Genomic DNA, 13,502 nt, shown 5'->3' with positions numbered 1-13,502 from the left:
AAGATTACGGTCATCATCATTGCGTCACTTCCAGGCGACGCCACTGCCGGCCCGCCCGCGCCATCCCTCACCGCTCACGACCCCGCACCCACCATGACGACCTCGACGCTCTTCCAGTCCTACCCCCTTGGCCCGCTGACCCTGGCCAACCGCATCGTGATGGCACCGTTGACGCGCAACCGCGCCGGGGCCGGTCTTGTGCCCGGTCCGTTCGCCGCCACCTACTACGCCCAGCGCGCTTCGGCCGGCCTGATCATCACCGAGGCCACCCAGATCTCGGCGCAGGCCCAGGGTTACCAGGACACGCCGGGGCTTTACACGCAGGATCAGATCGATGGCTGGCGCAAGGTCACCGATGCCGTGCACTCGCGCGGCGGGCGCATCTTCGTGCAGCTGTGGCACGTGGGCCGCATCTCCCACGTGGATCTGCAGCCCGGCAACGCCGCGCCCGTGTCCGCCTCGGCCATCCGGGCGCACACCAAGACCTTCGTCCACAACGGCTTTGTCGATGTGTCCGAGCCGCGTGCACTGGAGATCGACGAACTGCCGGCCATCGTCAACGACTTCCGTCAGGCCGCCGCCAATGCGATCGCCGCCGGGTTCGATGGTGTCGAAATCCACGGTGCCAACGGCTACCTGCTCGAGCAGTTCATCAAGGACGGCGCCAACCAGCGCACCGATGCCTACGGCGGCTCGATCGAAAACCGTGCACGCCTGCTGCTGGAGGTCACTGCGGCCGTAGCCGCTGAGATCGGCGCCGATCGCACCGGCGTGCGCCTCTCGCCGGTCTCGCCGGCCAACGCCATCGCGACCATCAGCGATCCGCAGCCGCAGTACGACTACATCGTCGATCAGCTCAGCGCGCTGGGCGTCGTCTACCTGCATGTGGTCGAAGGCGCGACGGGCGGCCCGCGCGATGTCGCCCCGTTCGACTTCGACGGCCTGCGCCGCCGTTTCACCGGCACCTACCTGGCCAACAACGGCTATGACCTGGAGCTGGCCAACGCGCATCTCGCCGGTGGCAAGGCCGACCTGTTCGCCTTTGGCCGTGCCTTCATCAGCAATCCGGATCTGGTCGAACGCCTGGAAACCGGCGCGCCCTTGAACGCCCTTAACCCGGCCACGTTGTATGGCGGCGGCGCGGAAGGCTACACCGACTACCCCGCCCTGACCGACACGTTCGCGCAGTAACCCCGTCGCCATCGCCGCGCTGCATCCCCGTTCCCCCATTACATGTCAAGAGACACACCATGAGCCTGCTTCCTGCTGTCCTCATCACCGGCGCCTCCAGCGGCATCGGCACCGTTTACGCCGAACGATTTGCTCGCCGCGGCCACGATCTGGTACTGGTCGCGCGCGACACGGCGCGGCTGGACGCACTGGCCGTGCGCCTGCGCCACGACACCGGCGTTGCCATCGATGTACTTCCGGCCGACCTCACCCTGCGCAGCGACCTGGCCACCGTTGAAGCCCGCCTCCGCGAGGATGCGCGCATCGGCATCCTGATCAACAACGCCGGCATCGCCCAATCCGGTGGCTTCACCGAGCAGTCGGCCGACAGCATCGAACAACTGATCACGCTGAACACCCTCGCCCTGACCCGCTTGGCCGCTGCGGTTGCACCGCGACTGGCCAACGCCGGTGAAGGCGCGATCATCAACATCGGCTCGGTGGTTGGGCTGGCGCCGGAGTTCGGCATGTCCGTCTACGGTGCGACCAAAGCCTTCGTGCTGTTCCTGTCGCAGGGGCTCAGCCTGGAGCTGACGCCCAAGGGGGTCTACGTTCAGGCTGTGCTGCCGGCGACGACGCGCACCGAGATCTGGCAGCGGGCCGGTATCGACATCAACACGTTGCCGGAGGTGATGGATGTCGGCGAGCTGGTTGATGCGGCGCTGGTCGGCTTTGATCGCCGCGAGACCGTCACGATTCCACCGCTGCATGTGGCCGAACGCTGGGACACGCTGGACGCATCGCGTCAGGGCCTGCTCTCGGACATCCGGCAGGCGCAGGCGGCGGAACGCTATCGCCCCACCGAGTGAAGCCCTGACCCCACAGGTACGCGACCATGACGCTTCCCAGCACGCCCCCCGACTCCAGACGTTCGTTCGAGAATGCACCGACCCGCTCGCTGGAGGTCGATGGCACCCGTTTCGCGTACCGCGAACTGGGGCCGCAGCACGGCTCCCCGCTGGTCATGCTCAACCACTGGGGCGCGGTGCTCGACAACTTCGACCCGCACATCGTGGATGGCCTGGCCAGCAGGCATCGCGTCATCGCCATCGACTACCGTGGCATTGGAGGATCAGGTGGCAAAGCACCGGTAACCGTCGCGGAAATGGCGCAGGACACGATCGCGCTGATTCGCACGATGGGCTTGGGCAGCGTCGATCTGCTCGGCTTCTCGCTCGGCGGTTTCGTTGCGCAGCAGGTGGTGCTGGACGCGCCCGACCTGGTGCGTCGGCTCATCCTGACCGGTACCGGGCCAGCGGGTGGCCGCGGTATCGACCGGGTGGGCCGCGTGTCCTGGCCCTTGATCCTCAAGGGCCTGCTGACGCGGCGCGATCCCAAGTACTACCTGTTCTTCACCGCCAGCGCCCGCAGCCGACAGGCGGCCACCGCGTTCCTGCAACGGTTGAAGGAACGCACGAATGATCGCGACAGGCCAGCCTCACCCGGGGCGTTCCTGCGGCAACTGAAGGCGATCACCGCGTGGGGCAGGCAATCGCCCCAGGACCTGGGCGACATCCGTATCCCGGTGCTCATCGCGAATGGGGACAGCGACATCATGGTCCCCACGCCCAACAGTGGCGATCTGGCCCACCGCATTCCCGATGCAACGCTGGTCCTCTACGACGACGCCGGTCATGGCGGGATATTCCAGTATCACGACGAGTTCGTTCGGGACGCGCTAGCGTTCCTCGATAACTGATGCGCCCACCACGTTCCCTGCCCCGCAGCCTGACGGCAACCCTCCACCAGAGACACACCGCCCATGAAAGCCTTCCTCGTCGACCGTTATGGCAAAAAAGAGACCGGCCGCATCGGCGACGCCCCACAGCCTCCGCTGCGCGATGACGATGTGCTCATCCGCGTGCACGCGGCCAGCGTCAATGCGCTGGACACCAAGATACGCACCGGGGAGTTCAAGCTGATCCTGCCTTATCGCCTGCCGCTGATTCTTGGCAACGATATGGCCGGCACGGTGGTAAGTGTCGGTGCCGGGGTGCACCACTTCAACCCCGGCGATGAGGTGTATGCGCGTCCCGACGATGATCGCATCGGCACGTTCGCCGAATTCATTGCGGTCAATGCTGCCTCGGTGGCGCTCAAACCCGGCAACCTCACCATGGTGGAGGCCGCCTCGCTGCCCCTGGTCGCGCTGACCGCATGGCAGGCACTGGTCGAAACCGCCCAGCTCAAAGCCGGGCAGAAGGTCTTCATCCAGGCCGGCTCCGGCGGCGTCGGGACGGTGGCGATCCAGCTGGCCAAGCATCTGGGCGCCTTCGTGGCCACCACCACCAGTACCGCCAACGTCGCGTGGGTGAAGGATCTCGGCGCAGACGTCGTCATTGATTACAAACAGCAGGATTTCGCGACGGAACTGCGCGACTACGATGTGGTGCTCAACAGCCTCGGCAAGGATGAACTGACCCGCTCGCTGCAGATCCTCAGGCCGGGCGGGCATCTCATTTCGATCTCGGGGCCACCCACGCCCGCGTTTGCCAGTGCGCGCGCGCTGGCCTGGCCGCTCAAGCAGGTCATGCGCCTGCTCAGCCATGGCATCCGCAGCAAGGCCAAGCAGAAGGGCGTGACGTACACCTTCGTGTTCATGCGGGCCAGCGGCCAGCAGTTGAGCGAGATCACCTCGCTGGTGGAGGCTGGTGCGATCCGTCCGGTCATCGACCGGGTCTTCCCGTTCCAGCAGACCCAAGGCGCCCTGGCCCACGTTGAGAGCGGCCGGGCCAAGGGCAAGGTGGTGGTGGAGATGCGGTAGGTCGCAGACGATCCAGCACCTCTTCTACCTGCGGTTACCGTCTTCCTTCCGGCGCGTCAGACGCCACCCGTCAGAGTCCCTCTCCAGTTGCCAGCCCTCGCTGAGAGCGAGGCTCCAGCCTGGTCCTGTCCAGTTCGAGGCACCACCAGCAAGCGCGCCGCCGCCCAAGGTCACGAGCCTCCAGTCTTTCGACAGCAACGCACCAGATTCCGCCGTCAGCTCGCCCCATTCGTCGCGCACCGTCAGCGGCGTATAGACCGTTCCCACCTCGCCCAGCGGAAAGAGCGTGCGCGGATCGAACGACGCGGAGGGCTTGCTCAGTGGCAGCCGAACGGCATCGCTTCCGAGGAACCGTTCGCGATACACAGCACTGCGCTGCGCCCGGATCGCTGCGCGCTCCTGCTCCTGCGCACGCACCTCGTCCATCCCATAACCGCGCCCGATGTCCTCGAGATCGGACGCGCTGGGCGGCATACCGAGTTGATCGGCCAGCAGCCCGGGCAGGTCGGACGTGGTCGACAGTCCGCTGCGCCAGCCCGGGGACCAACGATCCAGCAGAACGCCGTACGCCGGCCCGGTCACGTACGCCGCCGAGCGGACATAGCTTGCCGAGGCATCTGCCGCAGCCAGCGACCTCACCAACGCGGGCAGCACACTCTCTCCGTTGGCAGCGGCCGCCACCTTGCGGCCTGTGTACTCGGCAAGGCCCTCGTTGCGTTCAACCTTCGCCTCTTCGGCGAGCGCGCGGGCGCCCGACGCCACCTCGCCAGATCGAAGCGCCCGGAACCGCAACGCGGCCGCGATATGCCTTCGGCGATCGCCATCATCGGTCGCGGACAGCGCCTGCCCGAGCGCACGCAGCTCCAATCGCACTGCCGTTCGGCCACTCTCGTCATCCAGATGCGCTGTATCGCCTTCAGACGCCGAGAGTCCAAGCGCTGTCTGCACGCAGTGCCATTGTTCATGCCAGAACAGGGTCGTGAGTCCGTCGTTGTCCACGGGCAGAGGCAGCACCAACAGCACGTTGGAGGTGCCGTCGATGTCGATGCAGGTGTTCGCGGGCGGTTGATCCTTGCGCAGCGCAACAGACTCCACACCGCCAGTGACGGCATTCAAACGCCAACGTGTTCCGGTGGTGCGGTCATGCAGCACCACGGGCGCATCCAACGGCGTTCCCCACAATGTCTCTGCTGCCTGCGTCGAGGCGGGCGCCTGCGCGACGGCCGCTACGCGGTGGAGCGCCACCTCCAATCCGCTGGGCAGCGCCTCGGTCGCTGCTGCAAACGTCGTCAAGCCGACAGCGGAAAACGCAGCGGCGAGGAAAGTGGGCATGGATATCCTTATCATTGCAGGCACGTCTCCTTGACGATCCGATGGCAGGTTTCAGGCCGATTCTAAGCCATACGGGTCACTGCCCGAAGGCGTCATAGGCCCGCACAAAAAGCGCGACGGTTGCACCGCACTCTGCCAAGGGCCTGGCCCCACCAGGCAGGCCATGCCCTGCAAGGAGGAGCGTGAGGAACTTCTCGCTGTCACCGGCATTGCTCGCGCGGACTGAAGCCTTCCCAAACGCTTGCTCCGCACACGTGAGATACGGCTCCAGCATCGCGTTCCAATGTTCGATGTAGACCTCACTGGCGTAATTGGAGCGCGACAACGAGGCGCAGAATGCCCGACAGGAAGCATCTGCGGCCAGTCGTCCGATATCACTACTGATGCGCATCAGCGCGTCGCCCAGGCCTGCCGTTCCCTGCATGTCGGGCTCACCCGACGGCATCGCTGCGAGATGGCTGTCCATGACCGTCTTGTAGAGGCGCTCTTTGTCACGATAATGCGCGTAGATCGTGACCTTGGTGACGCCACAGACAGCAGCGATGCGCCTCATCGTTGCGCCCTCAAACCCTTCCTCTGCGAACACGGTAGCGGCCGCGTCCAGGATGCACCGTCGGCTCTGCGCCCTGGCACTCTCCCAGCGCAGCGTGGTTTTGCTTGCGAAGGCGGTTGAGGCAGCCGCGTTCATAGGCGTCGGAACAGCACACTGGCATTGACGCCGCCAAACCCAAACCCGTTGCTCAGGGCAAATTCGATATCTGCCTTCTGTGGCTGACCGGAGACGATTGAGAGCCCTTCTGCCAGCGCGTCAGGATGTTCGAGATTGAGGGTCGCGGGCGCAACCTGATCACGCAGGGCAAGAACGGTGAAGATGGCCTCAATGCCGCCAGCCGCTCCGAGCAGGTGGCCCGTGCTGGACTTGGTGGCAGAGATCAGCAGATCGGAGCGGGAACCAAACAGCGCCCGCATCGACGCGAGCTCTGCCCGATCACCGACCTGCGTAGAGGTCGCATGCGCATTGATGTGATCCACCTGCGCCGGCGTGATGCCCGCCTGCGCCAGCGCAATCTCCATCGCCCGCCGCGCGCCACTGCCGTCGTCGGGACCGGCCGTCAGATGGTAGGCATCAGAGGTTGTGCCGTAGCCAACCAGTTCGGCAAGCGGCTTGGCCCCACGCGCCAGGGCGTGGTCCAGCCGCTCAATGACCAGCAACCCTGCCCCTTCCGACATGACGAACCCGTCCCGCTGCGCATCGAAGGGGCGAGACGCTGCTTGTGGGGTGTCATTGAAAGAGGTACTCAACGCCTTGGCCGCCGCGAAGCCCCCCAGGCTGACCCAGTGCATCGCGGCCTCCGCCCCACCGCACAGCGCGATGTCCGCCTCTCCGGCCCGGATGAGGCGTGCTGCGTCGCCGATCGCCTGGACGCCCGCTGCGCACGCCGTCACGGGCGCGCCCTGCGGTCCCTTGAACCCGTAGCGGATCGATGCCTGCCCAGACGCCATGTTGGCCAGGAAGGTGGGCGCAGTGAACGGCGACAATCGACCAGGCCCGCGGCTGTCGGTGGTGTGGACCGCATTGACGATCGATCCAAACCCACCGATCCCGGTGGCAATCACGGTGGCGGTTCGCAGCAGCCCGCGTTCATCGGCATCATGCCAGCCCGCCTGCTCAAGCGCTTCATGCGCGGCAACCAGCGCAAACTCAACGAACCGATCCATCTTCTTGAGATCTTTTGGCGCGATGATCCCGGTGGAATCAAAGCCCGCCTCCGGGTCTTGAACGCGGTCAGGCACACATCCGCCGACTTCACTGCCGGTTCCGGCCGCAAGATCAGCACCCAGCGATCCGATGCCGGAGCGCCCCGCCAATAGACGGGACCACACGGTTTCAACCCCGCAGCCGAGTGGGCTGACTACGCCCATTCCGGTCACCACGATGCGGTCTTTGTCAGCAATGCTCATGAATCACTCCCATATAAAAGCGGTCCGGGCCAATGTCAGGCAACGGGGGTCTTTTCCGCTCGGACCTTGAACCAGATGGCATACATCGCCGGCAGGAAGACCATCGTCATCACGGTGCCGGCGATGGTGCCGCCAATCAACGTGTAGGCAAGCGTTCCCCAGAACACCGAATGGGTCAGCGGAATGAACGCAAGCACCGCTGCCAGGGACGTCAGGATCACCGGGCGCGCTCGGTGAACCGTCGCCTCGATGATGGCGTGGAAGGTTTCCATCCCGGCTTCTTCGTTCTCGTGAATCTGGCCGATGAGGATGAGCGTGTTGCGCATCAAGATGCCTGACAACGCAATCAACCCCACCAGCGCGTTGATGCCGAACGGCTGCTGGAACAGCAGCAGCGTTGGGACCACGCCGATCAGCCCCAACGGACTGGTCATGAAGACCATGATCATTGCCGAGATGGACCGCACCTGCAGGATGATGATCAGCAGGGTCACCGCCAGCATGATCGGGAACAGCGGCAGCATGGCGCTCATTGCCTTGCCCGATTCCTCAATGGAACCGGCCTGGGCAATGGCGTAGCCCTCGGGCAGCGAGGCAATGAGGGGCTCAAGCTGCTTGCTGATCGCTGCCGATACGTCCGGTGGCTGCAACGCATCGTCAATGTCACCGCGCACGGTGATGGTAGGCACCCGGTCACGGCGGCGCAGCACCGGCTCTTCCATCCGGACCTGCACCGTGCCGATCTGGGACAGCGGCACGCGCTGGCCCGCAGCGCCGACCAACGTGAAATCCGCAATCCGCGCAGGATCCAGGCGTGTGTCCCCGCCTGACCGAGCGACAACCTCGACGGTGCGGATGTCCTCGCGCACGGCAGTGACCGGCACCCCGCTCAGGAAGAACTGCAGTTGCTGCGAGACAGAGGCCGACGTCATTCCCATCGCTTGCAGGCGGTCCTGATCCAGCGTGAAGTGCAGCGTTGGCGTGCGCACGCCCCAATCGCTGTTGACCGTGCGCATCATCGGGCTGGCGTGCAGGGTCTGCTCAACCTTGGCCGCAATGCCACGGATGACGTCCGGGTCCGGACCACTGACGCGATACGCCACCGGGTAAGGTGAGTAAGGCCCAAACACCAGCTGGGTCACACGCACCCGCGCTTCGGGCGCCAAGCCCTCCGCCACCGCCTGACGCAGCCGTGCTTTCAAGGCATCGCGCTGTTCCTGGCTGTCGGTACGCACCACGATCTTGGCAAACGCCGGGTCCGGCAGTTCCGGCGAGATGGCGAGATAGAACCGGGGCGCGCCCTGACCGATGTAGGCCGTGACGATCTTCGCTTCTTCCTGCCCAGCGAGCCACTGCTCCACCTTCCTGGTGGCCAGGTTGGTCTGTTCGATGGCCGTGCCGTAGGGCATCTGCACTTCGACCAGCACTTCCGGCCGATCGGAAATGGGGAAGAACTGCTTTTTCACCAGCCCCATGCCCACTACAGCAAGCACAAACAGGCCAATCACCGAGCCTGCGGCAAGCCACTTGCGCGCAATCACGCGCGCCAGGATCGACCGGAAGCCGTTGTAGCGCGGCGTGTCGTAAAGACTGCTGTGACCGCCTTCCACAACCTTGAGTTCAGGCAGAAGCTTCACACCCAGGTACGGCGTAAAGAACACCGCGACCACCCACGACACGATCAGCGCGATGCCCACGATCCAGAACATGTTGCTGGTGTATTCGCCCGCGGTGGACCGTGCAAAGCCATTGGGCATGAAGCCCACCGCAGTCACCAGGGTGCCCGCCAGCATCGGCGCTGCCGTATGGCTCCACGCGTAGGCCGATGCCTTGACCCGGCTGTAACCCTCTTCCATCTTCACTACCATCATCTCGATGGCAATGATCGCGTCGTCCACCAGCAGGCCCAGTGCCAGGATCAGCGAGCCGAGCGTGATGCGATCAAAGTTCTTGCCGGTTGCGGCCATCACCATGAACACAGCAGCCAGCGTCAGCGGCACGGCTGCCGCCACCACGACACCCACCCGCCAGCCCATGCTGACAAAGCAGACCAGCATCACCACCAGCAGCGCGGCGAAGAACTTCATCATGAACTCGTCGACCGACGCGCTGATGTTCACGGCCTGGTCGGTGACCTTGTCCAGTGCCATGCCCACAGGAAGCCCGTCATTGATCTTCTTGACCTCCGCATCGAGTGAGGTGCCAAGATCCAGGCCATTCCAGCCGTCGCGCATGACGATCCCAAGCAGCATCGCCGGCTCGCCGCCGTTGCGGATCATGAAGGTCGACGGATCCTCATAGCCCCGCTTGACGGTGGCAATGTCCTGCAATTTGAGGGTCTTTCCCTGTGCAACGATGGGCGTATCGCGAATCTTGTCCAGCTGATCCAGTGCGCCATCGAGGCGAATGAAGATCTGCGGGCCCTTGGCCTCGACCGAGCCTGCGGGGGTCAGGGCATTCTGTCCGTTCAGCGCTCCGAATACCTCCTGTGGCGTGATACCCAAGTTCGCCAACCGCTCGTGGGACAGCTCCACATAGATGCGCTCGGATTGCTCACCAATGATGTTGACCTTTTTCACGCCAGGAACGTGCAGCAATCGCTGACGCAGCGTCTCGGCATCACGCGCAAGCAGGCGGAACGGCTCACCCTTCGCTTTCAATGCGAACAGAGCGAAGGTCACATCCGCGTATTCGTCGTTGACCATCGGACCGATCACGCCTGCGGGCAGGTTCGCCGCTTCGTCGGCCATCTTCTTGCGCGCCTGGTAGAACTCCTCCTGCACTTCCGAAGGCGGCGTGCCGTCCTGCAATGTCAACGTGGTGAAGGACAGCCCAGGCCGCGTATAGGTTTCGCTGCGGTCATACCAGCGAAGCTCCTGCAATCGCTTTTCCAGCTTCTCGGCGACCTGGTCCTGCATCTCCGTGGGCGTAGCGCCCGGCCAGGCCGTCACGATAGTCATGACCTTGACGGTAAACGCGGGGTCCTCCGCGCGGCCAAGCTGGAAGAAAGAAACAATGCCGGCAACGGAAATCAGGAAGATCAAGAAGACCGTGATGGCACGCTCGCGCACCGCAAGCGCCGACAGATTGAACCCACTCACTGACGGGCTCCGTTCGGAGCGGTGCTCGTGGCGCTGTCAGCCAGGCGAACCACCTGCCCTTCGCGGAGCAGATGTGCGCCTAGCGCCGCCACGCGATCCGAGGCCTTCAAAGCGCCCTCCACCAAGGCCTGGTCGTCGCCCAGCTGCTTGACCGCGACCGGCGTCCAATGAGCCTTGAGCGGCTCACCGCTGATCACCCATACGCCGGGTCCGGTGCCGGGATCGAACAGCGCGCCCAGCGGAACCTCAACGCCAGCCGAGACGCCGGCAGGCTCTGCGCCAGCAAGCGCTACGGCCACTGTCGACCCCAACGGCAGCGGCGTATTGCCGTCTTCCAGGGTGTAGCGGGCTTCAAAGGTCCGGGTTGCGGGGTCTGCGGACTCCGAGAGCACGCGCAACCGCGCGGGGATCTTGCCGCTGCCCCCGAACGAGGACGCCGAGGCCACGGAGCCGATCTGGGGACGCAGCGTCTCGGGCAGTTGGACCACTGCCTCCCTGCTGCCTGCACGGGCAAGCCGGGCGACGATCTGCCCCGCCGCCACAACCTGACCGGGCTCAGCGGAGATGGTCATGACCACCCCATCAGCATCGGCAACGAGCGCGGTGTATTGACTGGCATTACGCGCTACCCGGGCTTGCGCTTCGGCTGCTCTGAGCTGCGCTGAGGCCGCCTCCGCCGCCGCCTTGATCTGATCATAGGCCGACCGGGACACGACACCCTTGGCGGCCAGATCGCGATACCGCGCTTCGTCGGCAATGGCTTGGACGCTCTGCGCCCGGGCCGCAATCACCGCTTGCTGCTGGGACGCCGCTGCCAGATTCAGATCGATGGGATCGATCCGGTAAAGCACGTCACCACGCTTGACGGTCTGCCCGGTCTCGACGAGGCGTTCGGTGACCTTGCCTCCCACTCGGAACGCCAGGTCGCTCTGCACCCGTGCGGCGATGGTGCCCGTAAACGTGCGTGCGTTCCCCGCGCCCGTTTGGACCTGGGCAACCCGGACGATGGGGGGCGCGGTGCGGGGGTCGATATCGTCCGACGTTCCGCAGGCCACAAGGAACAACGGAACAACGCAGGAGATGGCTAGGACTACAAAACGGCGACGCATACGGCCTTCCGGAGTGGGGTATCCGGACGCATTCTGTTCCTAGTGACCGTTTTCGTCAATAGTCACACCCGTTCAGGTGAAAGGCTCCTGAGAACCAGCTCCTGCAGGGAATTGGGCGATTCTTCGTGCATGACCGACACGTGTGGAAGCGTCACCGGATTCAGATACGGGACAAGGATCTGGTGCACCGCGCGACTGGTCTGATCGAGCGCCGTCTGGTTCTCAAACGCCCCGGAGGCGCGGCCATCTTTCAAAATTTCCTCGACAAGCTGCCGGATGCGGCCTTGGTAGGCCCGGGTCGACGGCCATTGATCCGTCGCGGCCGCCACGGCAATTTCATAGAGCCGGCGATCCTGGAGGAACAAGCGAAGACTGGCCTCCACGATGGCGGTGAAGAGGACCCGAAGCCGATCCGGCGCCGCTTCAACCCCTTCCAAGGCGGCATGTACGTCGCTTTCGATCTGGGCGAGGCAATTGGCGCAGATCACCTCCCCGATCGCCTGCTTGGAGGCGAAAAACTTGTAGATGTAGGCCTTGGAAAAGCCGACGGCTTTGGCCAGGTCGGACACCGTGGTCTTGTCGTAGCCGTAGTGGCTGAAATGGGCGGTGGCAGCCTGGATGATCTGGGTGCGCACATCATGCTCAGCGGGGCCGCGCTCGGCATCGAGCGCTGCGGAGATTGAAGTAGACATGAGGCAAGAGTAACGCTGGGCAGAGATGCGGGCAAATGGTGACCATTCGGGTATCGGTTCATCCCCGCCATACAATACGCCCCGATCACAATGCCACGTGCCCGCTGTCCTTCTTCCATGCCGCATCCGACCAGAAGCGGAAGCTGGCCGACGCCTGAATCAAGCCGACCAGAGAAGCGTGCGCGGCTTCAATGAACGGTTAGGGATCCACGACCGGATCTAGAAACGAAATCTGCAGCGAACCGGGAGCGATAAGACTGGGTGCCCGATGATTCGCGCTGCAGGAACTACTCATCCGGACACTGAAGCCGTTTTGAGCAAGGATGCCGAGCTCCCGGACTGACTCAACACGAACATAATCTTGCTCGAAGCGGGTCATGCTAGCTACGTACTTGCCGTCCTCGTGCAAATGCGGGGTGAGAACTGCACCGGGCTCGTTGCCGCGCGACACCGTGTAAGACATGGAGGCTGCTTCTGCCACTTTCGCTATCACCCGTGATTGAGGTCTAACGCCGAAGATAATCGACCCGCCAAGCAAAGTCGACTTGAGTGAAATTAGTAGCGGTCAGCAGCCGAAATTGCTGGACAGCGGTTGATAAGATGCATGAAGCGCCGGCTCGAGAGCATCACCACATGAGGGATGCGAATGTTCTCGATCGTCATAGAGACCGCAACCCAACGGCATACCGCAGAATTAGGCGCGGCAGACGTCCGCGAGCTGATTGTCGAAGCGATCAAACTATAATTCATTTGACCGGGCATTTCGCCTCTTCGCCATGTCGCTCAGGACGCCTGCGCGCAACGCTTGAGTCTTAACTTCCGATACAGATTGATTTTACGGCGGCTGAGTCACGCTAACAGGCTAGCGCATCGCCTGATCCAGCGGCAGGCTCGACGAACACACCAAGCTCGGGTGGACAGACTTGCGTGTGTCCGCTACCGGCCAGAAGCAGCCCTCGGAGCTTGTACCTACTGTTCACCGGAAGCCTATTCGGTACCTTTCTAGTGGGCGGGGTACTCGCATACGGGGCTGCTATGGGTGCCTGGCTGCTGTCCGCGACACCCAAGCTGCTGTTCCCGAAGCCTCCGTCTCGGTAACTGCCCGGCCGATACATGCCGTCAGACTGGTTTGCTTGGACGCGCGGCCGGCGCAGATGAAGAAGTGCAAGCAGGGTTGGACTGTCCGCTTCCGGCCAGAGGCGGACGCCCCCCCCGATAACGATCCCTAGTCGGGAAGTAGCTCAATCCGCCGTTGGCCCAGCAATGTTTGGATTTCTTCGCCGGCGTCATTGCGGGCCTGCAAGTGCCCCAG

11 protein-coding genes are annotated in these 13,502 nt (G+C 64.0%); 4 read left to right on the top strand and 7 right to left on the bottom strand.

Going from position 1 to position 13,502, the window contains the following annotated elements; all coding sequences use genetic code 11:
- Positions 1-93 precede the first annotated feature (93 nt).
- From ABE483_RS00785 to ABE483_RS00770, 4 genes are all read left to right on the top strand, one after another.
- On the top strand, positions 94-1,191 hold the full coding sequence (locus ABE483_RS00785; protein ID WP_346480860.1) for an alkene reductase: 1,098 nt from the start codon (positions 94-96) through the stop codon (positions 1,189-1,191).
- A 59-nt stretch (positions 1,192-1,250) separates the two neighbouring features.
- The gene (locus ABE483_RS00780; protein ID WP_313218622.1) at positions 1,251-2,039 is read left to right on the top strand and encodes an SDR family oxidoreductase; all 789 of its coding nucleotides are present in this window, start codon (positions 1,251-1,253) and stop codon (positions 2,037-2,039) included.
- 26 nt (positions 2,040-2,065) lie between these two features.
- Positions 2,066-2,929: an alpha/beta hydrolase gene (locus tag ABE483_RS00775; protein WP_346480859.1), complete on the top strand. Its 864-nt coding sequence runs from the start codon at positions 2,066-2,068 to the stop codon at positions 2,927-2,929.
- Positions 2,930-2,992: 63 nt separating this feature from the next.
- Positions 2,993-3,994 (top strand): NADP-dependent oxidoreductase, encoded by a 1,002-nt coding sequence (locus ABE483_RS00770; RefSeq protein WP_346480858.1) that lies wholly within the window; start codon positions 2,993-2,995, stop codon positions 3,992-3,994.
- 24 nt (positions 3,995-4,018) lie between these two features.
- On the opposite strand, the gene ABE483_RS00765 is transcribed toward ABE483_RS00770, so the two are convergent.
- The 7 genes from ABE483_RS00765 to ABE483_RS00735 form a co-directional block, all read right to left on the bottom strand.
- Positions 4,019-5,326 (bottom strand): hypothetical protein, encoded by a 1,308-nt coding sequence (locus ABE483_RS00765; RefSeq protein WP_346480857.1) that lies wholly within the window; start codon positions 5,324-5,326, stop codon positions 4,019-4,021.
- Positions 5,327-5,402: 76 nt separating this feature from the next.
- Positions 5,403-6,014 carry a helix-turn-helix domain-containing protein gene (locus ABE483_RS00760; protein ID WP_346480856.1) on the bottom strand — a complete coding sequence of 204 codons (612 nt, stop codon included), beginning with the start codon at positions 6,012-6,014 and terminating at the stop codon, positions 5,403-5,405.
- Positions 6,011-7,288: a beta-ketoacyl-ACP synthase II gene (gene fabF, locus ABE483_RS00755; RefSeq protein WP_346480855.1), complete on the bottom strand. Its 1,278-nt coding sequence runs from the start codon at positions 7,286-7,288 to the stop codon at positions 6,011-6,013. Before fabF ends, ABE483_RS00760 begins: the two co-directional genes overlap by 4 nt.
- 35 nt (positions 7,289-7,323) lie before the next feature.
- Positions 7,324-10,389, bottom strand: a complete 3,066-nt coding sequence (locus tag ABE483_RS00750; protein WP_346480854.1) for an efflux RND transporter permease subunit — start codon at positions 10,387-10,389, stop codon at positions 7,324-7,326.
- Positions 10,386-11,498 (bottom strand): efflux RND transporter periplasmic adaptor subunit, encoded by a 1,113-nt coding sequence (locus tag ABE483_RS00745; RefSeq protein WP_346480853.1) that lies wholly within the window; start codon positions 11,496-11,498, stop codon positions 10,386-10,388. Before ABE483_RS00745 ends, ABE483_RS00750 begins: the two co-directional genes overlap by 4 nt.
- Positions 11,499-11,560: 62 nt before the next feature.
- On the bottom strand, positions 11,561-12,190 hold the full coding sequence (locus ABE483_RS00740) for a TetR/AcrR family transcriptional regulator (protein WP_346480852.1): 630 nt from the start codon (positions 12,188-12,190) through the stop codon (positions 11,561-11,563).
- Between the two features lie 199 nt (positions 12,191-12,389).
- Positions 12,390-12,653 carry a hypothetical protein gene (locus tag ABE483_RS00735; protein WP_346480851.1) on the bottom strand — a complete coding sequence of 88 codons (264 nt, stop codon included), beginning with the start codon at positions 12,651-12,653 and terminating at the stop codon, positions 12,390-12,392.
- Between the last annotated feature and the right edge of the window lie 849 nt (positions 12,654-13,502).

Origin of the sequence: Stenotrophomonas sp. TWI602, assembly GCF_039674045.1 — a bacterium.
GTDB lineage: Bacteria > Pseudomonadota > Gammaproteobacteria > Xanthomonadales > Xanthomonadaceae > Stenotrophomonas.
Note: the sequence above shows the minus strand (reverse complement) of the source record. Positions and strands in the feature narration are given on the sequence as shown.